Annotated in this window: 21 protein-coding genes; 8 read left to right on the top strand and 13 right to left on the bottom strand. The window is 64.6% G+C overall.

The genetic code is table 11. The features are described from left to right. Nucleotides 1-91 precede the first annotated feature (91 nt). A complete protein-coding gene (locus IVB19_RS11420; protein ID WP_247488688.1) occupies nucleotides 92-1,609 on the top strand; it encodes an acetyl-CoA acetyltransferase in 1,518 nt (505 codons plus the stop codon). 108 nt (nucleotides 1,610-1,717) lie between these two features. Here IVB19_RS11420 and IVB19_RS11415 read toward each other — a convergent pair whose 3' ends face one another. From IVB19_RS11415 to ltnD, 6 genes are all read right to left on the bottom strand, one after another. Further along, nucleotides 1,718-2,920 (bottom strand): efflux RND transporter periplasmic adaptor subunit, encoded by a 1,203-nt coding sequence (locus IVB19_RS11415; protein WP_247363463.1) that lies wholly within the window; start codon nucleotides 2,918-2,920, stop codon nucleotides 1,718-1,720. Then, a complete protein-coding gene (locus IVB19_RS11410) occupies nucleotides 2,907-6,086 on the bottom strand; it encodes an efflux RND transporter permease subunit (protein WP_204510633.1) in 3,180 nt (1,059 codons plus the stop codon). Before IVB19_RS11410 ends, IVB19_RS11415 begins: the two co-directional genes overlap by 14 nt. Before the next feature lie 265 nt (nucleotides 6,087-6,351). Further along, a complete protein-coding gene (locus tag IVB19_RS11405) occupies nucleotides 6,352-8,043 on the bottom strand; it encodes a methyl-accepting chemotaxis protein (protein WP_018456982.1) in 1,692 nt (563 codons plus the stop codon). Nucleotides 8,044-8,209: 166 nt separating this feature from the next. Then, complete coding sequence (gene otnK, locus IVB19_RS11400; protein WP_247821418.1) at nucleotides 8,210-9,499, bottom strand: 3-oxo-tetronate kinase; 1,290 nt, start codon at nucleotides 9,497-9,499, stop codon at nucleotides 8,210-8,212. Further along, complete coding sequence (otnI, locus tag IVB19_RS11395; RefSeq protein WP_247488691.1) at nucleotides 9,496-10,278, bottom strand: 2-oxo-tetronate isomerase; 783 nt, start codon at nucleotides 10,276-10,278, stop codon at nucleotides 9,496-9,498. Before otnI ends, otnK begins: the two co-directional genes overlap by 4 nt. A 17-nt stretch (nucleotides 10,279-10,295) precedes the next feature. Further along, nucleotides 10,296-11,213 carry an L-threonate dehydrogenase gene (ltnD, locus tag IVB19_RS11390; protein WP_018456985.1) on the bottom strand — a complete coding sequence of 306 codons (918 nt, stop codon included), beginning with the start codon at nucleotides 11,211-11,213 and terminating at the stop codon, nucleotides 10,296-10,298. A 103-nt stretch (nucleotides 11,214-11,316) separates the two neighbouring features. Between ltnD and otnC the strand changes: the two genes are divergently transcribed. After that, nucleotides 11,317-11,991, top strand: coding sequence for a 3-oxo-tetronate 4-phosphate decarboxylase (gene otnC, locus IVB19_RS11385; RefSeq protein ID WP_247488695.1), 675 nt, complete (start codon nucleotides 11,317-11,319; stop codon nucleotides 11,989-11,991). A 182-nt stretch (nucleotides 11,992-12,173) separates the two neighbouring features. Here otnC and IVB19_RS11380 read toward each other — a convergent pair whose 3' ends face one another. The 6 genes from IVB19_RS11380 to IVB19_RS11355 all read right to left on the bottom strand — a co-directional run bounded on the left by IVB19_RS11380 (nucleotide 12,174) and on the right by IVB19_RS11355 (nucleotide 17,748). After that, entirely contained in the window at nucleotides 12,174-12,878 is a 705-nt protein-coding gene (locus tag IVB19_RS11380) for an ABC transporter ATP-binding protein (RefSeq protein ID WP_018456987.1), read from the bottom strand. Next, complete coding sequence (locus IVB19_RS11375; protein WP_018456988.1) at nucleotides 12,862-13,593, bottom strand: ABC transporter ATP-binding protein; 732 nt, start codon at nucleotides 13,591-13,593, stop codon at nucleotides 12,862-12,864. Before IVB19_RS11375 ends, IVB19_RS11380 begins: the two co-directional genes overlap by 17 nt. Beyond that, complete coding sequence (locus tag IVB19_RS11370; protein WP_247821417.1) at nucleotides 13,590-14,573, bottom strand: branched-chain amino acid ABC transporter permease; 984 nt, start codon at nucleotides 14,571-14,573, stop codon at nucleotides 13,590-13,592. The genes IVB19_RS11375 and IVB19_RS11370 overlap by 4 nt, the downstream gene beginning before the upstream one ends. Next, nucleotides 14,573-15,451 (bottom strand): branched-chain amino acid ABC transporter permease, encoded by an 879-nt coding sequence (locus tag IVB19_RS11365; RefSeq protein ID WP_026233279.1) that lies wholly within the window; start codon nucleotides 15,449-15,451, stop codon nucleotides 14,573-14,575. Before IVB19_RS11365 ends, IVB19_RS11370 begins: the two co-directional genes overlap by 1 nt. Nucleotides 15,452-15,598: 147 nt before the next feature. Next, on the bottom strand, nucleotides 15,599-16,843 hold the full coding sequence (locus IVB19_RS11360; RefSeq protein WP_247488699.1) for an ABC transporter substrate-binding protein: 1,245 nt from the start codon (nucleotides 16,841-16,843) through the stop codon (nucleotides 15,599-15,601). An 89-nt stretch (nucleotides 16,844-16,932) separates the two neighbouring features. After that, entirely contained in the window at nucleotides 16,933-17,748 is an 816-nt protein-coding gene (locus IVB19_RS11355) for a putative hydro-lyase (protein ID WP_247488701.1), read from the bottom strand. A 120-nt stretch (nucleotides 17,749-17,868) separates the two neighbouring features. Here IVB19_RS11355 and IVB19_RS11350 point away from each other — a divergent pair, with 120 nt between their 5' ends. Genes IVB19_RS11350 through IVB19_RS11335 form a run of 4 tightly spaced genes read left to right on the top strand, consistent with a single transcriptional unit; the run spans nucleotide 17,869 to nucleotide 22,078 of the window. Beyond that, on the top strand, nucleotides 17,869-18,786 hold the full coding sequence (locus IVB19_RS11350) for a LysR family transcriptional regulator (RefSeq protein WP_247488703.1): 918 nt from the start codon (nucleotides 17,869-17,871) through the stop codon (nucleotides 18,784-18,786). 32 nt (nucleotides 18,787-18,818) lie between these two features. After that, on the top strand, nucleotides 18,819-20,069 hold the full coding sequence (locus tag IVB19_RS11345) for a Zn-dependent hydrolase (RefSeq protein WP_247821416.1): 1,251 nt from the start codon (nucleotides 18,819-18,821) through the stop codon (nucleotides 20,067-20,069). A 12-nt stretch (nucleotides 20,070-20,081) separates the two neighbouring features. Further along, the gene (locus tag IVB19_RS11340) at nucleotides 20,082-20,993 is read left to right on the top strand and encodes an NAD(P)-dependent oxidoreductase (RefSeq protein ID WP_247488707.1); all 912 of its coding nucleotides are present in this window, start codon (nucleotides 20,082-20,084) and stop codon (nucleotides 20,991-20,993) included. Nucleotides 20,994-21,004: 11 nt separating this feature from the next. Then, the gene (locus IVB19_RS11335) at nucleotides 21,005-22,078 is read left to right on the top strand and encodes a malate/lactate/ureidoglycolate dehydrogenase (RefSeq protein WP_018456996.1); all 1,074 of its coding nucleotides are present in this window, start codon (nucleotides 21,005-21,007) and stop codon (nucleotides 22,076-22,078) included. A gap of 193 nt (nucleotides 22,079-22,271) precedes the next feature. Here IVB19_RS11335 and IVB19_RS11330 read toward each other — a convergent pair whose 3' ends face one another. Beyond that, the gene (locus IVB19_RS11330; RefSeq protein ID WP_085362309.1) at nucleotides 22,272-23,345 is read right to left on the bottom strand and encodes a tartrate dehydrogenase; all 1,074 of its coding nucleotides are present in this window, start codon (nucleotides 23,343-23,345) and stop codon (nucleotides 22,272-22,274) included. Nucleotides 23,346-23,502: 157 nt separating this feature from the next. Between IVB19_RS11330 and IVB19_RS11325 the strand changes: the two genes are divergently transcribed. Next, a complete protein-coding gene (locus IVB19_RS11325) occupies nucleotides 23,503-24,279 on the top strand; it encodes an SDR family oxidoreductase (protein ID WP_247821415.1) in 777 nt (258 codons plus the stop codon). 153 nt (nucleotides 24,280-24,432) lie between these two features. Beyond that, a complete protein-coding gene (locus IVB19_RS11320; protein ID WP_247821414.1) occupies nucleotides 24,433-25,851 on the top strand; it encodes an amidase in 1,419 nt (472 codons plus the stop codon). The last annotated feature ends 44 nt before the right edge of the window (nucleotides 25,852-25,895 follow it).

Here is a 25,895-nt window from a genome sequence, read left to right as displayed (position 1 = left end):
CAGCGAAGCAATCCAGACTACCATCGCGGAAAGACCCTGGATTGCTTCGCTACGCGCGCAATGACAAAAAACTGACATCGTGAATTGAAGCATGACAGATAAGAAGCATACCCCCGAAGACCGCATCCCCGTCATCGTCGGCGTCGGCGAGATCGTCGACCGTCCCAAGGAGGTCACCGATGGCCTCGAGCCGCTCGACCTGCTCGAACAGGCGCTGCGGCGCGCGGAAGCAGATGCCGGCGCAAAGCTGCTCGACGAGGTGCAATCGCTCGATATCGTCAACTTCCTGAGCTGGCGCTATCGCGATCCGGAGCAGCTGCTGGCGCAACGGCTCGGCATCACGCCTTCGCATTGCTATTACGGCCCGGTCGGCGGCGAGAGCCCGATCCGCTACATCCACGAGGCAGCAAAGCGCATTGCGCGCGGCGAATGCAGCGTCGCCGCGGTTTGCGGCGCGGAGGCACAGTCGACGGCGACCAAGGCGGAGCGCGCCGGGGCAAAGCTGCCATGGACCCCGTTCGCCCATGACGTCGAGGAGCCGAAGCGCGGCGCGGCATTCCAGAAGCCGCTGGCCGTGAAGCTCGGCGTGTTCCGCCCCGTCACCGTCTATCCGTTCTACGAAGCGGCATCGTCCGCCCATTGGGGACAGACGCCGCGCGAGGCGATGGCAGAGTCGGGTACACTATGGTCACGCTATTCCGAGGCCGCCGCGCAGAATCCCAACGCCTGGCTGAAGCGGCGCTATACGCCTGACGAAATCACGACGCCCACCGCGGACAACCGTCTCATCGCGTGGCCTTACAACAAGCTCATGGTTGCCAACCCGAGCGTCAACATGGGCGGCGCGCTGCTGCTGACCAGCCTCGCCAAAGCGCGTGCGGCCGGCATCGCCGATGACAGACTGGTCTATCCGCTCGGCGGCGCCTCGGCCGAGGAGCCGCGCGACTATCTCTTGCGCGACCAGTTTTACGAGAGCCATCCGCAGAACGCCGTTTTGAAGGCCGTGATGGATCTCGCCGGCGGCGACGGCAGGAAGTTCGACGCGATCGAGCTCTATAGCTGCTTTCCGTGCGTGCCCAAGATGGCGCGGCGGACGCTGGGTCTAGGTGCGGACGTGCAGCCGACCGTGACTGGCGGCCTCACCTTCTTCGGCGCGCCGCTCAACACCTACATGACGCACGCGGCCTGCGCGACGGTCCGGCGCGTGCGCGACGGCGCAAAGCTCGGCCTGCTCTACGGCCAGGGCGGTTTCGTCACCAAGCATCATGCGCTGGTGGTGTCGAAGGTGCCGCCGCGCGAAGCATTGGCACAGGAGACGAGCGTGCAGGCGGCGGCGGACAGCAACAAGCGCGCGGTGCCGGAGTTCGTCACGGATGTCTCAGGCAAGGGCAAGGTGGAGAGCTTTACGGTGCTCTACGGCCGCGGCGGCGAGGTCGAGCATGGCGTGGTGATGCTGCGGACGGAAAACGATAGGCGCACGCTGGCGCGGATTCCCGCGAGCGATGCGGCAACGCTGGCGCATCTGCTCGACATGGATCGCACGCCGGTGGGTTCGCGCGGCGAGATCACGATGACGGTAGATGGCGTGCCGGAATGGAGGGTGGCGTAGCTCTCGTAGGGTGGGCAAAGGCGCTCTTGCGCCGTGCCCACCAATCTTTTTTAGGATCGCAGAGAGATGGTGGGCACGCTTCGCTTTGCCCACCCTACGAAACCGAGGCTACCCCTTCGGCGCCTGCTTCTCCGACGCCGTCGCGGGCTTGCCCTTGGCGCCGGCGCCGGTCACGCGGACCTGGTCGCCGTCGGAGAGGCCGTCCGGTGGTGCCGTGATGACGCGGTCATCCGCTGCAATTCCCGAGGCGAGCTCGATCTCCTTGCCAAGATCGCGGGCGATGGTCACGGGCTTGAACAGGACCTTGTCGTCCGGACCGACGGTTGCGACGCGCAGGCCGCTGCCGTTGAAGATCAGCGCACTGGCGGGAATGCTGAGCGGCGCGGCGTCGCGCTGCAGGCTGAGCTTCACGCTAGCATAGCCGCCGGGCATCAGCTCGCCTGAGGAATTGTCGAGACCGAGCTGCATGCGCGTCGTGCCGGAGGCGACGTCAACCGCCTGCGAGGAGGCCTCCACCGTCGCCTGGAAGGTCCGGTTCGGATACTCCGGCAGCACGATGGCGGCCTTGGCGCCGATCTTGATCGCGGGCACGTAGTTCTGGGGCACGTTGATGTAGACGCGCAGCTTGGTGATGTCGGAGACCACGAACATTGCCGGGCCCGAGCCGCCGCCTGAATTGATCAGCGCACCGACGTCGGTGTCGCGCGCCGTGACCACACCGTCAAACGGAGCGGTGATCTTCTTGTAACCGGCCAGCGCTTCGAGGCGCTCGACGTTGGCCTGGCCCGAGCGAACCGCCGCGTTCTTGTTGGAGAGATCGGCGGTACGCTCGTCGATCTCCTGCGCGGAGACGAAGTTGGAGGCGACCAGCGTCTTGCGGCGGTTGAGGGTGGCTTCCGACAGCCTGGCGCTGGACTGCTGGCTGGCGAGGTCGGCGCGGGCCTGAAGCAGTTGCTGGTCGAGGTCGGGCGCCTCGATCTCGGCGATCACCTGACCGGCCTTCACCCGCGCACCGATGTCAGCGCTCCAGCTTTTGAGATAGCCGGGAACACGGGCAAAGATCGGCGCGCGATAATAGGCTTCGAGACGGCCCGGCAAGTCGATGGTCGCATTGAGAGCCTTGGCATTAGGCAGCGTCACCGCGACGCTGGGAACAGCCTGATCATCGGTCCATGCCTTCAATTTGGAGCCCTGCTCCTCGCGGGCGCGGATGCCGGTGCCCACGACCAAGCCGGCCGCGATTAGCGCCACCACGCCGAAAATGCCCAGTTTCCGGTGCGACACCGGGGAGCGGGGTTCAGTGGGCGACATGCGGGGGCTCCAGGGAGGCGGCGCCTTTGGCGCCTTGCTTCTTGTGTACCATACTGAACACCACGGGAACGAACATCAGCGTGGCGAAGGTTGCAAAGATCAGGCCGCCGATCACGGCACGGCCGAGCGGCGCATTCTGCTCGCCGCCCTCGCCGAGCCCCAGCGCCATGGGCGCCATGCCGATGATCATGGCGAGCGCGGTCATCAGCACCGGGCGGAACCGGACGAAGCCGGCTTCGAGCGCCGCGGCGATGGGATCGCCGAGCTCTTCGTAGCGCTCGCGGGCGAACGAGATCACGAGCACGCTGTTGGCGGTGGCAACGCCCATGCACATGATCGCGCCGGTCAGCGCCGGCACCGACAGCGTCGTCTCGGTGGCGAACAGCATCCAGACGATGCCGGCGAGTGCTGCGGGCAACGCCGTGATGATCACGAAGGGATCGGACCAGGACTGGAAGTTCACGACGATCAGGAAATAGATCAGGACGACCGCGCCGAGCAGGCCGAACAACAAGCCGGTGAAGGCGCTGTTCATGGTCTGCACCTGGCCGAGCAGCACCACGGAAGAGCCTTTCGGCACCTCCTTGGCGGTGTCGGCGATCACCTGGCGGATGTCGGTCGCGACCGCACCGAGATCGCGGCCCGAGGTCGTGGCGAAGATCTGCACCATCGACTGGATGTCGTATTGCGAGACCACCGCGCTCGAAGTCGATCGCTTGATATCGGCGATGCCGCCGAGGATCGGCGACTGCGAATTGCCGGCCGCCGTGATCGGCAACGTCTGAAGCGCGCTGAGCGAATCCATCTGGTATTGCGGCGTCTGCATCACGATCGAATAGGATACGCCGTTGTCCGGATTGAGGTAGTAGGTCGGCGCCACCTGCGAGGAGCCGGCAAGGTTGACCACGAGACTGTTGGTGACGTCACGCTCGGTCAGCCCGACATACTGCGCGCGGGTGCGGTCGACATCGATATTGAAGGTCGGATTGTTCGGTGACTGCTGGATGCGCGCATCGGCGACGCCGGGAATCCTGCGAACCTTGGCCAGCAGATTGTTGGCATAAACGAAGTTGGCGCTGATATTGGCGCCGCGGATCTGCAGGTCGATCGGCGCCGGCGCGCCGAAGTTCAGGATCTGGCTGACGATGTCGGCCGGCAGGAAGGCAAAGCTGACGCCGGGGAACAGCCGCGGCAATTGCTCACGCAGCACGCGCACATGCTCTTCGGTCGGCTTGTGGCCTTCCTTCAGCTTGATCTGGATGTCGCCATCCTGCGGGCCGATCACGCCGGTGTTGTTGTAGGTCATGTTGATGCCGGAGATCGGCATGCCGATGTTGTCGGTCAGCGTTTCGATCTCACCCGGGATCAGCTTGCGGATCGCCTTCTGCACGTCGGCGAGCTGGTTCGCTGTCTCCTCGACGCGGGTGCCGACCTGGGTGCGGACGTGCATCAGGATGTTGCCGGCATCGACCGCGGGGAAGAAGTTGCGTCCGAGGAACGGGACCAGCGCGAAGGACGCGCCGACCACGCAGAGGAAGCCGATCACGAACACCGGACGGTGCGCGAGCGCGAGCCCGAGGAAATTGTGGTAGCCGCCGCGAATGCGCTCGAAGCGAGCCTCGAAACCGCGCTGGAACCAGACCAGTGGATTGCGCGACTTCGGCGGACCGTTCTCGTGATGGACATGCGCCTGCAATAAATAGTTCGCCATGGTCGGCACCAGCGTGCGCGACAGCAGGAACGACCAGATCATCGCGAACATTACCGCTTCCGCCATCGGCACGAACAGGAAGCGCGCCACGCCGGTGAGGAAGAACATTGGCACGAACACGATGCAGATGCAGAGCAGCGAGACGAAGGCCGGCGTCACGATCTGGTTGGCGCCGTCGAGGATCGACTGCTCGACCGGCTTGCCCTGCTCCAGATGGTAGTTGATGTTCTCGATCGTGACCGTGGCATCGTCGACGAGGATGCCGACCGCGAGCGCCAGGCCGCCGAGCGTCATGATGTTCAGCGTCTCCCCGATCGCCGACAGCATAATGATGGCGCCGAGCACCGAGAGCGGGATCGAGACCGCAATGATCACAGTCGAGCGCCAGCTGCCGAGGAACAGCAGGATCATGACGCTGGTGAGCAGCGCCGCGATCACGCCCTCGAACGCGACGCCTTCGATGGCGCCGCGGACGAACACCGACTGATCGCCGATGAAGCCGATCTTGAGCGCGTCCGGCAGCTGGTCCTTGACGTCGATCACCTTCTGCTTGATGCCCGCGATGATGTCGAGCGTCGAGGTCGCGCCCGCCTTCAGCACCATCATCAGCACCGAGCGGTTGCCGTCGACATGGACGATGTTGGTCTGCGGCGGGTTGCCGTCCCTGACGGTCGCGACGTCGCGCACATAGACCATCGCGCCGTTGACGGTCTTGATCGGCAGATTGCCGAGCTCCTCGATCTTCAGCGGCGAGTTGTTGAGCTGGATGATGTATTCGAACTGCCCGATCTTCTGGGTGCCGACCGGCGTGATCAGGTTCTGGGCCGCGAGCGCGTTGGCGACGTCCTGGCCGGACAGGCCGCGGGCCTGGAGCGCGGTCGGGTCGAGATCGATCTGGACCTGGCGCTGCTTGCCGCCGAATGGGTACGGGATCGCGGCGCCAGGCACGGTGACCAGCGGCGTACGGAGCTGGTTGATGCCGATATCGGCGAGGTTCTGCTCGGTCAGCCCGTCACCCGACAGCGCCACCTGGACGATCGGCACGGTGGAGGCGGAGTAGTTCAGGATCAGAGGCGGCGTCGCGCCCGGCGGCATCTGCTTGATCAGCGTCTGCGAGATCGCGGTGACCTGCGCGTTGGCGGTGCGGATGTCGACGTTCGGCTGGAAGAAGATCTTGATGATGCCAAAGCCATTATAGGAATTGGCGGTGATGTGCTCGATGTCGTTGACCGTTGTCGTCAGCGCGCGCTGGAACGGCGTGGTGATGCGGCCCGACATCTGATCGGGCGGCAGGCCGGTGTATTGCCAGACCACGCCGATCACAGGGATGCGGATGTCCGGGAAGATGTCGGTCGGCGTCCGCAGCGCCGCCAGCGGTCCGATGATCAGGAGCAGGAGCGCGAGCACGACAAATGTGTAGGGCCGGCTCAGGGCAATACGGACCAGAGCAATCATTCGTTGGGCAATTCCAGATCAGGGACAGGAAACACCGCCCCCGCGGGTTTCTCGGTTGATTTACCTGAAGACCGCCCAAATGGCCAACGGCACTGCGTCACGAGCGGTCAATTCCCTGCTATCGCACTGCGAAATAGCATTCCAGATATGCACCTCGCGCCGAAAGATGACGGGAGACAGCTTTCATGTGCGCAAAAAAAGCGGCGCCCAAAGGCGCCGCTTTCGAACAATGCCGTGATTTTCAGCTTACGCCGCGCGGACGCAGTTACGCCGCGCGAACGTTGGTCAGGAACTTGCTGACCTCGGTCTTGAGCCGGCCGGAGTCGTTGGAGAGCATCTGTGCCGCCGACAGCACCTGCGAGGAGGCCGTGCCGGTCTCGGTTGCGCCGCGCTGCACGTCGGTGATGTTGGAGGAGACCTGCTGGGTGCCCTGCGCCGCCTGCTGGACATTGCGGGCAATCTCCTGGGTTGCCGCGCCCTGCTCTTCCACGGCCGCGGCGATCGCCGACGAGATCTCCGACAGACGCTCGATGGTCGAGGAGATCTCCTTGATGGCGCCGACCGAGTCGTTGGTCGCCGCCTGGATGCCGGAGATCTGCTGGCCGATCTCACCGGTCGCCTTCGCGGTCTGCTCGGCGAGCGCCTTCACCTCGGAGGCGACGACCGCAAAGCCGCGGCCGGCTTCGCCGGCACGTGCGGCTTCGATGGTCGCGTTCAGCGCCAGAAGGTTGGTCTGGCCGGCGATGGTGTTGATGAGCTCGACGACGTCGCCGATGCGCGAGGCCGCCTTCGAGAGCTCGCTGACGCGTTCGGTGGTGGCGCGGGCCTGGCCGACGGCATCGCCCGCCATGCGCGCCGATTCCTGGACCTGGCGGCTGATCTCGCCGACGGACGAGGCCATCTCCTCGGTCGCCGAGGCCACCGACTGCACGTTGGTCGAGGCTTCCTCCGACGCTCCGGCAACGGTGGTCGCCAGCCGCTGGGAGCGGTCGGCGGTCGAGGTCAGCGTCGAGGCCGAGGCTTCCAGCTGGGTCGAGGCCGACGACACGGTCTGGACGATCTCGCCGATCATCGTTTCGAATTCGCGGGTAATGTTGTCGACGCGGCGGCCGCGCTCGATCTTGGCTTCGGCATCGGCGGCGGCAGCCTCGTCGGCGGCCTTTTTGGCGATCAGCGCTTCCTTGAAGATCTGGAGCACGTCGGCCATGGCGCCGATCTCGGTCTTCTCGCCGCGATGAGGGACTTCGGCGGAAAGCTCGCCCTTGCCCAGCGCCTGCATCGGCTCGATGATCGAATTGATGCCGCTGGAGACGTCCTGGACGAGGTAGAAGCCGACGCCGATGCCGACGACGACGGCCGCGCCGAGGATGATCGAGACCAGCATGAAGGCATAGTAGTAGCTGTCGGCGGCATCCTGCGCGGCCTGGTCTCCGCCCTTGGTGTTGAGCTCGATGTCCTTGGTCAGGATCGCGTCGGCCTCAAGGCCGATCTTGTTGACCGTCTTGGTGTTCAGCTCCTGGGCCTCATGCGGAACCTTGCCGGCCTCCTTGCGCGAGAGCGCCATGACAACTTCGGTGCCCTTCTTGTAGTCCTCCCAGAGCGTGGCCCAATCGTTGTAGAGCTTCCGTTCCTCCGGAGAGGTGATCATCGGCTCGTAGGCCTTGCGGAATTTGGCATTGGCCTCGATCACGGTCGCGAGCGTCTTTTCCATCGCGAGCTTCTCGTCCAGCGTTTCCGACAGCATGTGCTCTCGAATGACGTTGCGGTAAGTGATCACGCCGGCACGCAGGTCGCCGAGCACGCGCACGCTGGGCATCCAGCTCGTGGTGATGTCGACGGTGTTGGCATTCATCGACCGCATCTTCATGACGGCGAGCAGGCCCATGCCGGCCATCGCGACCAGCAGGAACGCCACGACACTGATGATCTTGGCACGAATGGAAATGGTGGCGAGCATAATCGGTCTCTTTGCGTTGGCGCGGCGGCGTCCGGAACTTTTACGAATCAACCTAAGGGAGCAGAACCGACATCCAACACGAGAGCACCTGAGCAGATGTTAACGACGACTCCGTACGAGTACGAAGCCCGAAACAAATGAACAGGGCGCTAAAAATGCCCTGCGCTCAGCGCATGAGCCCAAGCGCGTCGGAGAAAAACTCCGGGCCGCCAAAGTTTCCGGACTTCAAGGCGAGCAACATGTCGCCTTTTTCAGCACCGACCGCGCGCAGCACTGGAACGCCCGCGGCGATCTCTGCTCCCACGAGAAATCCGGGAATCTTCAACCGGTCGACCACGGCGCCGGATGTCTCCCCGCCGGCGACGACCAGGCGCTTCACGCCGGCCCGCACCAGACCCTCGGCGATGTCGGCCATCGCCTGCTCGATGGCGTGACCGGCCGCGTCGCGACCATGGCGCGCCTGGAGGGCGGCGACCTGATCGGGCGTCGAGCTCGATGCGATCAGGACCGGACCGTCCGCCAGCCGCGGCTTTGCCCAGGCCAGCGCGCGCTGCGCCTCGTCCTCGCCCGTAGTAATACGGTCCGGGTCGAGATGCAGCACCGGCATGACGCGCTCGGCATTGGCGATCTGCTGAAGCGTCGCCTGCGAGCAGCTTCCGGCAAGGCACGCCGCCGGTCCGCCGACGGCGGCTCCCGCGCCGCTGCTCGCCGCGGTCGATGTGACCTTGCCTGTGGACATCAGCGCCCGCGCCAGCCCAAGACCCATGCCGGAAGCGCCGACCGACAGCCGATGCTGGGCAGCGACGAGGCCGATGGTCTCGAGGTCGCGATCGAACACGGCGTCGATGATCGCCGCGCCAATGCCCTTGCCCGCGAGTTCGGCCAGCCGCGCCCGCACGGCATCCGCGCCGCACGTGACGATGGCGAGGTCGACCAGGCCGATTTGCGCCTTGCTCTGGCGCGCCAGCACGCGGACCAGGTTGGAATCGTGCATCGGGTTGAGCGGATGGTCCTTCAGCGGGCTCTCGTTCAGCGGCACGGCGCCGACGAACAGATTGCCCTGGTAGACGGTGCGGCCGGTCTCCGGAAAGGCCGGCGTCACCAGCACGGCCGTCTCGTCGCAATCGGCGCGCAGCGCGTCCATCACCGGGCCGATATTGCCGGCATCGGTGGAATCGAAGGTCGAGCAGATCTTGAACAGCACGTGGCCGGCGCCACGGCTGCGCAGCCATTTGTCCGCCGCGCGCGAGCGCGATACGGCAAGACCGGCTTCGATTGAACGGCTCTTCAAGGACACCACGACGGCGTCGACCTCGGGCAGCGCGAGATCGTCCGCGGGCACGCCGATGGTCTGCACCGTGCGCAGGCCGGCGCGCGTCAGCGTGTTGGCGAGGTCGGAGGCGCCGGTGTAGTCGTCGGCAATGCAGCCAAGAGATATTTTCGCTGCAAATGTCACGGCTTCACTCCCGCATAAGGCCTGAACCAGGCGAGGCCGTCGGTGGTCTTGCCTCGCGGATTATATTCGCAGCCGACGAAGCCGGCATAACCGAGCCGGTCGAGTTCGTCGAACAGGAACGGATAGTTCAGCTCCTCGCCGTCAGGCTCGTTGCGCGAGGGAATGCTGGCGATCTGGATGTGACCGATCACCGGCATCATCTCGCGCAGCCGCATCGTAACGTCGCCATGGATGATCTGGCAGTGATAAATGTCGAACTGGAGTTTCAGGTTCGGAAGCCGCAGCTCCTGCATCAGGTCGCGCGCGAAGCCGAAATCATTGAGGAAATAGCCGGGCACGTTGCGCGCATTGATCGGCTCGAGCACGATGTCGATGCCGTGCGGCGCAAAGAACTCGGCGGCCCACGCCACTGATTTGTAGAACGCCTCGATCGCGACGCGCTCGCCACGGTTGGCGATGCCCGCCATCAAATGCAGCCGCTTGACGCCGGTCGCCTTGGCGTAGGGCAGCGCAGTTTCCAGGCTCGCCTTCAGCTCGGGGAATCGCGACGGGAGCGCCGCAAAGCCCTTCTCGCCGGCATTCCAGTCGCCCGGTGGCAGGTTGAACAGCGCCTGAGTCAAGCCGTTGCGCTTGAGCCGCTCGCCGACCGCCTCGGCCGAATGCTCATAGGGAAAGAGAAACTCGACTGCGGTGAAGCCGGCTGCGGCAGCGGCGTCGAAGCGGTCGAGGAACGGCACCTCGGTGAACATCATCGAGAGATTGGCGGCAAAACGGGGCATCGGAATCCTCTTATCCTTTACTTGTCGCCGGGCAGTTTCACGCCGGTGACCCGCGCATACATCCGCGCCACCGACGCATCATCGTCGCGGCCCATGCCGGAGGCTGCCGTCATCAAGAACATCTGAAGTGCTGCGGCGGAGACCGGAACCGGGAATCTGGCACTGCGCGCCATATCCTGGATGATGCCGAGATCCTTGACGAAGATCTCGACCGCACTGCGCGGCGTGTAATCGCCGTCGAGCACGTGCGGCATGCGGTTCTCGAACATCCAGGAGTTTCCGGCGGACGCCGTGATCACCTCATAGACCTTGCGGATGTCGAGACCCTGCTTGGCCGCGAACGCGATCGCCTCGCTCGCAGCGGCGATATGCACGCCGGCGAGCAGCTGGTTGATCATCTTGAAGGCGGCGCCCTGGCCTGCGGCATCGCCAAGCTCGTAGAGCTTCGCGGCCATGGCATCGAGCGCGGGCCGCGCTTTCTCAAACGCAGCCGGACTGCCGGAGGCAAGGATCGTCAGCTCGCCCTGCGCTGCGCGCTGCGCCCCGCCGGAGATCGGTGCATCCAGATAGTGCCGGCCGGTCGCCTCCAGCTGCTTGGCGAGACGCCGAGCCACGTCGGGATCCATAGTCGCCGACGACAGGAAGACGCTGTCCTTCGCCATGGTTTCGGCGACGCCATCCTTGCCGAACAGGATCGTCTCGGTCTGCGCGGCATTGACGACGACGCTGACGACGATGTCGGCGCCCTTGGCAGCTTCGGCCGGCGTCTTGGCGCCGGCGCCGCCCTCCGTCACGAAGCGCGCGACCGCATCAGCCGAGACGTCGCAGCCGGTGACGACATGACCGGCGCGCTTCAGCGAGCTCGCCATGCCGAACCCCATCGAGCCGAGCCCGATGACGGCGATGCGCTGATTCTGTGACGTGGAGGCGGACATACAACTGATCCTTGCAACGTTTCCCGGACGGCCGCCTTTTGCGGCAGCTTGGCAACCGAATAACACGGCTTGGCCGCGCTGCCAAAGCGTGAGACAAACGGACATGACGGCCATGAGCAACGAGACATTGCTGCGCGAAGACATTTGCCGCTTCGGACGGTCCCTGTTCGAGCGTGGGCTGACGCCCGGCTCCTCCGGCAATATCAGCGCCAGGCTGGACGGCGGCGGCTGGCTGGTGACGCCGACCAATGCCTCGTTCGGCTTCCTCGATCCCGCAAAACTGTCGCGGCTGGACGATCAGGGCCGACTGGTTTCGGGCGATGCGCCGACCAAGGAAGTTCCGCTGCACAATGCACTCTACGCCACGCGCGGGAGCGCAAGGGCGATCGTGCATCTGCATTCCACCCATTCGGTCGCGCTGTCGATGCTGCCGGAGATCGACCCGCGCGCCGCGCTGCCGCCGATGACCGCTTATTATCTGATGAAATGCGGCAACACCGCGCTCGTGCCTTATTACCGCCCTGGCGATCCCGCGGTCGCCGATGCGATCAGGGGTCTGGCGGGGGAATATTCGTCCGTGCTGCTCGCCAATCACGGTCCGGTCGTCGCGGGCGACACGCTGGAAGCAGCCGTGTTCGCAACCGAGGAGCTGGAAGAGACGGCGAAGCTGTACCTGCTGTTACGCGGGCTGAACCCACGGTATTTGTCGCCGGAGCAGGTGGCGGATCTGGTGAAGGTGTTCGGGGTGACACTTCCGGCGCACCGGCACGAGGAATGAGCCTCGTGCAGCCGCGGGCGAACTAACCCCCCCTACTCCGCTGTCATTCCCCGCGAAGGCGGGGAATCCAGTACGCCGCGGCTTCTCGGCTCAATCACAACGGCCTCTGGAATACTGGATCGCCCGCCTTTGCGGGCGATGACGCCGAGTGTGTTGCGCGAGTCGTGCCCAACGCTTCGCAACTACAGCCCCAAATACGCCTTGCGCACGTCCGGATTGCCCTTGATCTCGCTTGCGGCGCCCTGCATCAGCACGCGGCCGGTTTGCAGGATGTAGGCGCGGTCGGCGATCTCCAGGCACTCCGCCATGCGTTGCTCCACGATCAGCACGGTCATGCCGGCGTCGCGGATGCGCTTGACGGCCTGGAAGATCTCGTCGACGAGCTTCGGCATGATGCCCTGCGAGGGCTCGTCCAGCATCAACAGCCGCGGGCGCGTCATCAGCGCACGGCCGATCGCGAGCATCTGCTGCTCGCCGCCGCTTAGCGTCTCGGCGCGCTGCTCGAGGCGTTCGGAGAGGCGCGGAAATAGCTGGAACACGAGATCGAGCGGGCTCTCGCGGTCGGCCTCGCCGCGGTAGAGATAGCTGCCGAGGCGCAGATTGTCGCGCACGGAGAGGCGCGGAAACAAGCGGCGGTTCTCCGGCACATAGGCGATGCCGGTCGCCGTGATGTGGTGCTGCGCCATGCCGTCGAGGCGCTTGCCGTCGAACGTCACCGTGCCCGAGCGCGGGCGCTCGGCGCCGGCGATAGATTTCAGCAGCGTCGACTTGCCCGCGCCGTTGGCGCCGGCGACGCAGACGATCTCGCCCTTGGCGACTTCGATGCTGACCGCGAAGATCGCGACCAGGCCCTGATAGGCGGTCGTGACTTCACGCACCGACAGCATGACGATCTCCCAGATATGCGCTGATCACCTTGGGATCGCGGACGATTTCAGTGGGCTTGCCCTCGACCAGCACCTTGCCGAGGTCGAGCACGATGGCACGATCGACCAGCGGCATCACGATCTCCATGACGTGCTCGACCATCAGCACGGTGATGCCGGCGTCACGCACCTTGCGCACCAGCGCGACACCGGTCTGCGCCTCGGTCGGCGTAAGACCAGTGAGGACTTCGTCGAGCAGCAGCAGCTTTGGTTCAGTCGCAAGCGCGCGCGCGACTTCGAGGCGGCGCTTTTCGGCCGGCACGAGGTCGCTCGCGAGCACGTTGGCGCGCGCAGCAAGGCCGGTGAATTCGAGCACCTCATGCGCCTTGCGGCGTGCCTCGCGCATCACGGTGTTGCGCACCAGCGCACCGACGATGACGTTGTCGATCACCGTCATGGTCTCGAAGCTCTTGACGACCTGGAAGGTGCGCCCGATGCCGCGCTGGCAGCGCTCGGCGGCCGGCATGCTGGTGACATCCTCGCCGTCGAACCAGATCGAGCCTTGCGTCGGCGGCAGCACGCCGGCGATGAGATTGAACAGCGTCGACTTGCCGGCACCATTCGGGCCGATCAGGCCGACGATCTCGCCGCGACCCACAGAGATCGAGACGTCGCTGTTGGCGACGAGGCCGCCGAAACGCTGCCAGACGCCGCGGGTTTCAAGCAGCGGGGTCATCGCGTGGCTCCCTTCCGCTTCGCACGAGAGAACAGGCTCACCAGACCCTGCGGCAGGGCGAGCGAAATCAGCACGATCAGCGTGCCGTAGACAATGAGGTCGACGCCGCGGCCGGAGCCGCCGATAAAGGAGCGCGTCAGCTCCGTCATCGGGATCAGGATGGCCGCCCCTAACACGGGTCCCCAGAGGGTGCCGATGCCGCCAAGCACGGCGGGCAACGCCATCAGCAGCGAGAACTGGAAGCCCATCACGCTTTCAGGATCGATATAGGCGAGAAACTGGGCATAGAAGGCGCCGCCGATGGCGACGAGGAAAGCGGAGACGGCGGCCGCGCCCATCTTGGAGTTGAACACGACGACACCGAGGCTCTCGGCCGCTTCCGGATTGTCCTTTACCGCGCGCCACCAGAAGCCCCATTTGGAGTCCTCCAGCCACCAGGTGACGAACCAGGCGAGGCTGCACAGCACCAGCGCGAAATAAAAGTAAGGCAGCTTGCTGCGCATGAACTGGAACTTCAGCCAGCTGTCGCCGCGCACCGGAATGGTGATTCCCATCGCAGCCCCCGCCCATTCCCAATTCTGGAACAACAGCAGCCCGATCTCGGCGATAACGATGGTCGCGATCACGAAGTAATGGCCGCGCAACCGAAAGAAGGGATAGCCGAGCCCCATCGCAATCGCGGCCGCGACCGCGCCGCCGGCGAGCATGCCGAACCATGGCAGCACGCCGAACTTGGTGAACAGGAGTTCGGTGGTGTAGGCGCCGATGCCGAAATAGAGCGCATGTCCCAGCGAGATCTGCCCGCAATAGCCAGAGAGAATGTTCCAGCTCTGCGACAGCGCCGCATACATCAAGGTCAGGATCAGGATGTTCTGGACGTAGACGTCCTTGATGAACAGCGGAGCGAGCGCCGCCAGGGCGGTCAGCACCGCGGCGATGATGAGGTCGCGGCGGCGCCGCGCGGCAAAATCCTTGTCCATCACATCGATCCGAACAGGCCACGCGGCCGGATGAAGACGACCAGCAGGTAGACGGCGTAGATGCCGACCGATTTCAGCGACGGCGGCAGCACCAGCGCGGTGGTGGCCTCGACGAGGCCCACGATGATCCCGCCGGCGAACGCGCCGAACACGCTGCCGAAGCCGCCGAGCGCGACCGTGACGTAGGCGATCAGCGCAAAGGACGCGCCGACGTCGGGATAGATATAGAAGAAGCTTGCCATGATCGCTCCGGCGAGGCCGACCAGCGCGGCACCAAGCCCCCAGCCGAGCGCGAACACGCGGTTCTTGTCGATGCCGACGAGGGCCACCGCGCCGGGATCTTCACGGGTGGCCTCCAGCGCGCGACCGAAATCGGTGCGATGGATGAAGAAGTAGAGGCCAGCAAAGGCCAGGATCGAAACCAGCGCACCCATGAGCTGCGGCTCCGGCAGGAAGACGCCGGCGATCGAGATCGTCTTGCCGCCGAGCCAGGACTGCGGAACGCTGCGATAGTCAGGCGTGAAGAAGAACTGCGCGAGGCCGCGCATCACGATGGCGAGGCCAAAGGTGGAGAAGATCTGCACCATGCCCGCGTTGGCCTTGGCCCGCATGGCGAAGCGCACGATCAACAGATAGACGACCGCTCCGAATACGAACAGCGCGGCGGCCACGAGCGGCGCCGACAGCAAGGGGTCGATGGCGAAGAACGTGAACAGGAAGAAGCTCACATACATCGCGATCATCAGGAACTCCCCGTGAGCGAAGTTCACGACGTCCATCAGGCCGAAGATCAGCGCGAGGCCGACGGCGATCAGTCCGTAGAGCAGGCCCATGAGGAGGCCGCTCGCGAGACTTTGGATAATGGTTTGGGCTGTCAAAAGTCTGTCCCCCGAACTACGTCCTCATCCTGAGGAGCGCGCACCGCGCGCGCCTCGAAGGATGGCCCAGCCCTCGTCCTTCGAGACGCGGGTTGCGCCCGCTCCTCAGGATGAGGGCGGGAGCTACGATCTGTGCTCCCGCAGCGCTCACTTCATCGGCCAGATCGCCTCGGCAATCGCGGCCTGCGGCGGGAAGATGGTGACGAACTTGCCGCCGACATATTGCAGCAGCACCGGGTCGGCGTCGTTGTTCTGGCCCATCTCGTCGAACTTGACGCGCTTCCAGGGCATGATGGTCTGCTCGCCCGGGATGTCGGTGGCGGCCAGCGCGTCGCGGATCTTCTCGCCGTCGGTCGACTTGGCGCGGCTGATGGCATCGGCGAGGATGATCAGGCCCATGAACTGACGCGAGGTGAGATCGTTGAAATCCTTGCCCGACCGCGTCTTGAACATCTCGTTGATCTTGCCGACCATCGGGCGCTTCTGCGCGAGGTCGAGCGAGAAGGTGCCGCGCGAGATCACGCCTTCGAGCTTGTCGCCCACGGCGTCGTAGAGCGCCTTCTCGGAGAAGCCGGCGTCCTGCGCCACGATCGCGTTCGGCTTGTAGCCGAGCTCGCCCATGGTCTTGACCAGCAGGATGCCGTCGGTGGTGTAGCTCGAGGGCATCAGCACGTCGGCGTTGGCGCTCTTGAGCTGCTGCACCTCGGCCGAGAGCGAGGGCGAGTTGGCGCGATACTTGATGTCGGAGACGATCTTGTAGCCGCGCTCGCCGGCGATCTTGGCCTGGGCGTTGCCGGAATCGGTGCCGAAGATGGTGTCCTCGTGGAACAGCGACAGCGTCTCGATCTTGGTCCCCTTCTTCTTCAAGGCATCGAAGAAGTCAAACATCGCGGCCGAGTACATCTCGTCATGCGGCGCGGCGCGGAAGTAATATTTCAGGCCACGGCGATGCAGGCTCGGCGAGGAGTTGTCGGCGGAGACGAACGGGATCTGATAGCGCTCGCAGATCTGGCTGACGGTAACGGCGACTGCGCTCTGATAGGTGCCGATAATGGCGCAGACCTTCTCCTGCGTGATCAGGCGCTCCGCTTCGGCGCGGCCCTTTTGCGGATCCGCCTGGTGGTCGGCGAAAACGAGGCGGACCTTGGCGCCGCCGAGACCCGGCAGGCCTTCGCCCTTCGCCAGCGGCAGGTCGAAATCGGTGTCCTTGTTGATGACCTCGAGCGCGGTCTCATAGGCCTTCTGCGCATCGACGCCCTGCTGCGCGCTGCCGCCGGAGAACGGATAGATCACGCCGATCACGACTTCCGAAGTCTGTGCGCGCGCTGCCAGCGGCACCAGCGCGGCCGTAGCGGTGGCTCCCAACAATATGTCGCGGCGAGTGATCGTCATGGCAAAGTCCCCTGTTACTGAATTTCGGCTGATCGAATGAAGCGATTGATGGATGCGGTAAAGCTCGAAGAAGCAGCAAACGCTGCCCACTAAATCACGGCCATGGTCCTGTTCTTGAGATCCGTCACCAGCATCAGGCCCGGCGAATGCGTGATCGCGAACGGCAGCTTTGCGGCGTTGATGACGGATTGCGGTGTCACGCCGCAGGCCCAGAACACCGGGATCTCGTCGTCGGCGACCGGCACCGGATCGCCGTAGTCGGGCTTGGCGATGTCCCTGATACCGATCAGATGCGGATGGCCGAGATGCACGGGCGCACCGTGCACGGCCGGATAGCGCGAGGTGATCTGCACCGCACGGATCGCATCCGCCGGCTTGAACGGACGCATCGACACCACCATGGGGCCGGCGAAGGGACCGGACTCGCCGCAGGCGATGTTGGTGCGATACATCGGCACGCGCACATTGTGCTCGATGTGGCGGATCGGCATGCCCTCGTCGAGCAGCGCCTCTTCGAACGAGAACGAGCAGCCGAGCACGAAGGTCACGAGATCGTCGCGCCAATACCTTGTCACATCGGTCGGCTCGTCCACGACCTCGCCGTCGCGCCAGAGGCGGTAGCGCGGCACGTCGGTGCGGATGTCGAGATCGGCGCCAAGCGCGGGGATGTGCGGACTGCCGACATCGGACATGCCGATGATCGGGCAAGGCTTGGGGTTGAGCTGGCAGAAGCGGTGAAAGGCGCCGGCATATTCCGCCGGCAGGATCGCCAGATTGCCCTGGACGAAGCCGGGGGCGACGCCGGCAGTGGAGGCAACCAGCCCCTCCCGATAGGCAAGCCGCGCCTTGCGGCTCGGGAGCGTGTCGGGCGTTTCAGTTTGCTGCACTGCCACCAAAACAGTCATGAGATCGACCTGCCTATAAACTCGACAAAGACAAGCCAACACCACGCATGCTATAAAGTCTAATCTTCCTTTCTAATCAATATCGATAAATTTCATTTATCGGCCTGGGAAATCCTTCCAATGCTGGACTTCAGATCGATCGAGACGTTCCTTTGGGTTGTGAAGCTCGGCAGCTTTCGCGGCGCCGCAGCACGCCTCAACACGACTCAGCCGGCGATCTCCCAGCGCATCGCCCAGCTCGAGCGCGAGATGGGGGTGAAGCTCCTAAATCGCGACCACCGCGTGGCCTCGCCGACACCGAGCGGCCGACAGATGATGGTCTATGCGGAGAAGCTGATCGGCCTGCGCGCCGCGATGATCGCCGAGATCGGCGACCGCTCGGCGATGCGCGGCGTGATGCGACTCGGCGTCGCCGAAACCATCGTGCACACTTGGCTGCCGCGGCTGGTGAAGAGCATGAACGAGGTCTACCCAAACCTGTCGCTGGAGATCGAGGTCGACATCACGCCGAACCTGACCGCGCGCCTGCTTGCGCAGGAGATCGAGCTTGCCTTCGTCGTCGGTCCGCTCTCGGCCTCCGGGGTGCACAATCGCGTCCTCGCCGACTATCCGATCGGTTTTCTCGCCAGCCCCTCGCTCCGCCTCGGCGATGGACCGGTGACGCGGGCTGAGCTCGCGCGGTTTCCGATCATTACCTTCCCGCGGAAGACGCGTCCCTACGAGGTCGTGCGCGAAGTGTTCGACCGGCCGGAGCTGCCTCCGATCCGGCTGCACGCCTCCGCCTCGCTTGCGACCGTCATCCACATGGCGGTCGAGGGCCTCGGCATCGCCGTGATCCCCGACGCCATCGTCGAGAACGAGCTCGCAGACGGGCGGTTGCAACTGCTCGACACCGATCTCAAAATCGCGCCGCTGACATTCACCGCGAGCTGGCTCGCCTCGCCCGATGTCGTGGCGGTGGAGCGGGTCGCAGAGCTTGCATGTCAGATTGCGCAGAGCAGCCTCGCAGTTGACGCGCCCGCGCCGGCGCGTCATTGAAACAGGCGCCGGACAATTGAGAGACTGACCGCATGAGCCGAGCCGCCACCAATTTGCAAATCGATTCCGCCCGCCTCTGGGGCTCCATCCACGAGACCGCGCAGTTCGGCGCGACGGCCAAGGGCGGCGTGCGGCGGCTGACGCTGAGCGCGGAGGACAAGCTGGTACGCGACTGGTTCCGCAAGGCCTGCGAGGACGCCGGCTTGGAGGTGCACACCGATGCGCTCGGCTCGCAGTTCGGGCTGCGCAAGGGACGCGACATGTCGAAGCCGCCCGTCGGCATCGGCTCGCATCTCGACACGCAACCGACCGGCGGCAAGTATGACGGCATTCTGGGAACGCTCGGTGCGCTCGAAGTGATCCGCACGCTGAACGACGCCGGGATCGAAACCGAGGCGCCGATCTGCGTCGTCAACTGGACCAACGAAGAGGGTTCGCGCTTCGCTCCCGCGATGATGGCCTCCGCTGCCTATGTCGGCGACTTCACCACCGATGACATCTTGTCGCGCAAGGACGCTGATGGCACCACCGTCGGCCAGGCGCTCGATGGCATCGGTTATCGCGGCGACAAGCCGGTCGGGTTCCAGAAGCTCGGTTGCTTCGTCGAATTGCACATCGAGCAGGGCCCGATCCTGGAGGCCGAAGGCAAGACCATCGGCGTCGTCGATTCCGGCCAGGGCGTGCTTTGGTACGACGGCAAGATTTCCGGCTTCGAGAGCCATGCCGGATCGACGCCGATGCCGCTGCGGCGCGACGCGTTGGCGACGCTGTCCGAGATCGTGCTGGCGATGGAGGCCATTGCGAGGAAGCACGGGCCGAAGGCCGTCGGTACCATCGGCGAGGCCGTGATCGCAAACCCCTCGCGCAACGTCATTCCCGGCGAGATCGCCTTCACGATGGATTGCCGCAGTGCGGATGGCGCGATCATGGATGCGCTCGATCGCGATCTGCGCAGCGCGATTGCCGAGATCGCCGCACGCCGCAAGGTCGAGGTGAAGATCGACCTGGTCTGGCGCAAGCCGCCGACGCATTTCGATCCCAAATTGATTGCCGCAGTCGAGAACGCGGCGAAGACGCTCGGCTACTCCTCTCGCCGCATCACCTCCGGCGCCGGCCACGACGCCTGCAATCTCAACACAATCATGCCGGCCGCAATGGTGTTCGTGCCCTGCAAGGACGGCATCAGCCACAACGAGCTGGAAGACGCCACGCAGCCCGATTGCGCCGCGGGCACCAACGTCCTCATGCACACGGTGCTGGCGATCGCCGGCGTCGCATCCTGACCGGAGAGAACCATGCGCGGAGTTTTCGTCGACGCCAATGAAGCTCTCGCCGTGATCATGGAGCGGCTGGAGCAGCCCGGCGATCCCAAGGTGCGGATCCACAGGGATCCCGACATCAAACCCGAACAATATCCTGAAATCCTCGACGGCGCCGAGATCGCGATCGTCGACCACACCGCGCTGCCTACCGACGTCGCAAAGAAGTGCACAGGGTTGAAGCATGTCGTGTTCCTCGGCACCGGCGCGCGCAGCTACATGAACCCGGAGGAGCTCGCTGAGCTCGGCATCTCCGTGCACCTGATCAAGGGCTATGGCGACACGGCGGTCGCGGAATGCGCGATCGCGCTGATGTGGGCTTCGGCCCGCGTCATCGCGATGATGGACCGCGAGATGCGCGGCGGAAACTGGCTCCGCGAAGACGGCATGCAGCTCACTGGCAAGACGCTCGGCCTGATCGGCTTCGGCGGTATTGCCGCGGAGGTCGCGCGCATTGCCTTGGGCAGCGGCATGAAGGTGATCGCCTGGAACCGCTCGCCGAAGAGCTATCCGGGCGTGGAATTCGCCGATCTCGACACGGTGTTGGCGAGAGCAGACGTCGTATCGCTGCATCTGCTGCTCAACGACGAGACACGCGGCATGATCACCCGCGAGATGATCGCGAAGATGAAGCCGGGCGTCATCCTCATCAACACCGCCCGCGCCGCCGTGGTCGACGAGCCCGCCATGATCGACGCGCTGAAGTCGGGCCACATCCGCCATGCCGGCCTCGACGTGTTCAATATCGAGCCATTGCCCGGCGATCATCCGCTGACAAAACTGCCGAACGTGACGTTGTCGGCGCATTCGGCGTTCCGAACCCCGGAGGCGAGCGAGAATCTGATTGGCGCGGCGTGGGAGCACTGCCGACGGATCGTGAAGGGATAAGAGCACCAACAATGGCCGACTATCGCACCATCAAGGCACAGCCGCTCATCGAAGCTATCAGCGCCATCGTCAAGGCCGGCGGGTCTACGGACCGCGAGGCCGAGCTCGTGTCCACCAATCTGGTCGAGGCCAACCTCAAGGGACACGATTCGCACGGCGTCGGCATGATCCCGCGCTATGTCCAGAGCGTCACCACGGGCGGCCTCGCCGTGAACCAGCACGTCAAGGTCGTGCTCGACACCGGTCCGCTTCTCACCCTCGACGGGCTCACCGGCTACGGCCAAGTGATCGGCCATGAAGCGATGGAGCTGGCAGCCGAGCGCGCCAAGCGCAACGGCGTGTGTCTCGTCGGCCTCTCAAACTCGCACCATATCGGCCGCATCGGCCACTGGGCCGAGCAGTGCATCGACCATGGGCTGGTCTCGATCCACTTCGTCAACGTGATCTCGCGTCCCATCGTGGCGCCCTGGGGCGGCAGCGATGCGCGCCACGGCACCAACCCGTTCTGCGTCGGCATCCCGCGCGCGGGCAAGGACCCCATCGTGCTCGACTTCGCCACCAGCAGGATCGCGCAGGGCAAGACCCGCGTCGCCCACAACAAGGGCGTCGAGCTGGAACCCGGCACGATCATCGACAATGAGGGCAAGCCGACCACCAACCCGCGCTACACCGTGATCCCGCCATACGGCGCCATCCTGCCGTTCGGCGAGCACAAGGGTTCAGGGCTCGCGCTGGTTTGCGAAATCCTCGGCGGCGCGCTCTCCGGCGGGCAGGTGGTCAAGGGTCCGTCCGATGGCAAGCACAACGTCCTCAACGGCATGCTCTCGATCATCATCGACCCCGGCAAGCTCGGCACCGCGGAGAATCTCGCGCGCGAAGTCGAGAGCTTCGTCGCCTGGCACACCGGCTCACCTCCGGCCCCAGGCGTCGACAAGGTGAAGATCGCGGGTGAGCCCGAGCGCGCGACGAAGAAGAAGCGGCTCGCGGAAGGCATCCCTGTCGATCCGACCACCTGGCAGGAGATTCTGGAGGCCGGAAAGAAGTTCGGGCTGGATCAGGCGGCGATCGAGAAGATCGCGGGGTAGTGAGGCGGAGCACGGTGCTCTTCCCTTCTCCCCTTGTGGGAGAAGGTGGCGCGAAGCGCCGGATGAGGGGTTCTGTCCGCGAAGGGAAATGCACAATTGAGAGGTCTGTCTCCGCGGAGACAACCCCTCACCCGTCTTCGATGCTTCGCATCGAAGCCACCCTCCCCCACAAGGGGGGAGGGAAAGCAGCGCTCTAATCCACCATATCCGCGACCGCCTTGCCGCAAGCCGTAGTGTCGGCATTGCCGCCGAGATCCTTGGTGCGGAGCGTGCGCTCTGCCAGCGTGCGCTCGATCGCATCGACGATCGACTTGCCGGCTTTCTTCTCGCCGAGATGCTCGAGCATCATCGCGCCGGACCAGATTGCGCCGATCGGATTGGCGATGCCCTGCCCCGCGATGTCGGGCGCCGAGCCGTGCACCGGCTCGAACACCGACGGGAAATTGCCGTCGGGGTTGATGTTGCCGGACGGCGCGATGCCGATGGTGCCGGTGCAGGCCGGGCCGAGATCCGACAGGATGTCACCGAACAAATTGGAGCCGACCACGACGTCGAACCAATCCGGATGCAGCACGAAGTTCGCGGTCAGGATGTCGATGTGATACTTGTCCCACTTCACGCTTGGATACTTCTTCGCCATCGCCTCCACGCGCTCGTCCCAATAGGGCATGGTGATGGAGATGCCGTTCGACTTGGTCGCCGAGGTCAGGTGCTTCTTCGGCCGCGACTGCGCGAGCTCGAATGCGAACTTCAGGATGCGATCGACGCCGATGCGGGTCATCACCGTCTGCTGCGTCACGAATTCACGGTCGGTGTCCGGGAACATGCGGCCGCCGACGGAGGAATATTCGCCTTCGGTGTTCTCGCGCACGACCCAGAAATCAATGTCGCCGGGCTTGCGGTTGGCCAGCGGCGACGGCACGCCCGGCATCAGCCGCACCGGGCGCAAATTCACGTACTGATCGAACTCGCGGCGGAATTTGATCAGCGATCCCCAGAGCGAGACGTGATCCGGAATCTTGGCCGGCCAGCCGACCGCGCCGAAATAGATCGCATCGTGCTTGCCGATCTGATCCTTCCAATCGTCCGGCATCATCTGGCCGTGCTTCTCGTAATAGTCCCACGACGAGAAGTCGAAATGATCGAAATGAAGGGACACGCCGTGCTTCTTCGCCGCGGTCTCCAGAACGCGCAGGCCCTCGGGCATCACTTCCTTGCCGATTCCGTCGCCGGGAATGACCGCGATCCGGTATTGTTTCTTGCTCATCGAGAACGTCCTTGATTGGTCCGGCAGCCGCCGTCTTTTTGACCGCACTGCAATGGACCAAACGCGACGGCAGTGCAACGCTGCACTGCAATGTTGACCATGGCGCGGCCGACCGCCTACTGATTTTATTCCCGTTCCTCTCCTGCGAGTAACTCCCATGGATCTGCACCTGCGTGGCAAGCGCGTCCTGATCACGGGCGCGTCCAAGGGTATCGGCGCAGCCGCCGCCGAGGCCTTTGCCGAGGAAGGCTGCCATCTCCTCCTCGCGGCCCGCAATGGCGATCAGCTCAAGGCTTTGGCCGAGCGCTTGCGCTCGGCGCACCAGATCGATGCCGCCACGAGCATTGTGGATTTGCGCAGGAGCGAGGATTTGACGCGGCTCGCCAAGGAAGCCGCCGACATCGACGTGCTCGTCAACAATGCCGGCGACATTCCCGGCGGCTCCATTGACAAGATCGACGAGGCCACCTGGCGGCACGCCTGGGAATTGAAAGTGTTCGGCTACATCAACCTCACGCGCATGATCTATGCGCAGATGAAGGCGAAGGGCGGCGGCGTGATCGTCAACGACATCGGCGCCGCCGGCGAGAAATTCGACGCCAACTACATCTGCGGCAGCGCCGGCAATGCCGCGCTGATGGCCTTCACCCGCGCGCTCGGGGGCAAGAGCCTCGCCGACAACATCCGTGTGGTCGGCATCAATCCCGGCCCGGTTGGCACTGACCGTCACGTCACCCTGCTGAAGACGCGGGCAAACCACCAGTTCGGCGACGAGAGCCGCTACAAGGAATTCCAGAAGAGCCTGCCGCTCGGCAGGCCTGCGCATGCGCGCGAGATCGGCGATCTCATGGCGTTCCTGGCGTCGGATCGCGCAGGCTATACGTCGGGGGTCATCTATACGGTGGATGGCGGAATCAGCGCAGGATGGGGTTAACTTTATCCTCGTCATTGCGAGCGCAGCGACTTGTCCGCCGAAGCTTTAGCGAAGGCGGAAGCAATCCAGGAATGTATCTGCGGCAAAAGTCTGGATTGTTTCGTCGCTTCGCTCCTCGCAATAACGCCTAAAATATGCACAGGAGTAGAATAGTTGTCTCAGGACCTGATCCGCGAATCCGCTTGCGCCGTCGTCGACAAGCTGCGCTCCGGCGACGTCTCGCCGCTGGAGCTCTTGGATGTGCTGGAGAAGCGCATCACCGAAGTCGATGGCAAGGTCAACGCGCTGCCGACGCTGTGCTTCGATCGCGCGCGGGATAGCGCAAAGGCGCTGATGCGGAAGCCGGCCGGTGCGCGCGGATTGCTCGCAGGCCTGCCGGTGCCGATCAAGGATCTGACCGATGTTGCAGGTGTGCTGAACACACAGGGCTCGCCGATCTTCAAGGACAACATCCCGGCGACGTCCGACATCCTGGTCGAAAATCTCGAGGCCAACGGCGCGGTCGTCTATGCCAAGTCGAACACGCCGGAATTCGGTGCGGGCGCCAACACCTTCAACGAGGTGTTCGGTGCAACCCTCAATCCCTGGGATACGTCCAAATCGGCAGCCGGCTCGTCAGGCGGCGCGGCCGTTGCGCTCGCCACCGGCATGGCCTGGCTCGCGCAAGGCTCCGACATGGGCGGCAGTCTGCGCAGTCCGGCAGCTTTCTGCGGCGTCGTGGGCATGCGGCCGAGCATCGGCCGCGTCGCGCACACGCCGAAAGCGGCCATCGATCGTAACCTCGGCGTCGTCGGTCCGATGGCACGCAACGTCGAGGATCTCGCGCTGCTGCTCGACGCCATGAGCGGCGACTATGCCGCCGACCCGCTGTCGCTGCCGACGCCCTTGACGTCGTTTCTCTCGGCGGCGCAGCCAGGCAGCAAACCGAAGCGCATCGCCTATTCGGCGGATCTCGGCATCACACCGGTCGATCCCGAAGTCAAATCGATCACGCGGAAAGCGGCGGAACGCTTTGCCGAAGCCGGCGCCATCGTCGAGGAGGCGCATCCGGATTGGCGCGATGCGCATGAGTGCTTCCACGTGCTGCGCGCGTTCGACTTCGCGATCAGCAAGGCGCAGCTGCTGCGCACCAAGCGCGACCTGCTCAAGCCCGAGGTGATCTGGAACATCGAGGAAGGCCTCAAGCTCACGATCGAGCAGCTCGAACGCGCCGAGGCGCAGCGCGTCGGCATGACAGCGCGTGCGATCGAGTTCTTCAAGCGCTACGATCTGCTGCTGGTACCGACCACGATCGTGCCGCCCTTCCCGATCGAGCACCGTTATGTCGCCGAATGCGCCGGCAAGAAGTTCGACAATTACGTCGAGTGGCTCGGCATCGTCTATGCCATCACGCTCGCCTGCTGTCCCGCGCTGTCGTTGCCGTGCGGCTTCACCGCATCGGGACTTCCGGTCGGCCTGCAGGTCGTCGGGGCTCCGCGCGCGGATGCGCAGGTGATCGCCGGCGCGAAGACGCTGGAGGATATTTTGGGCGTGCGTGGCACGACGCCGATTGATCCGCGGGTGAAGAACTAGGTTCCCGCTCTCGTGCCCCGCACGCGGCGCAGCGCCTCTTCGGC

Source organism: Bradyrhizobium sp. 187, assembly GCF_023101005.1.
Classification (GTDB): Bacteria; Pseudomonadota; Alphaproteobacteria; order Rhizobiales; family Xanthobacteraceae; genus Bradyrhizobium; species Bradyrhizobium canariense_D.
The sequence above is the reverse complement of the archived record's forward strand: the minus strand, read 5'-3'. Positions and strand labels throughout refer to the sequence as shown.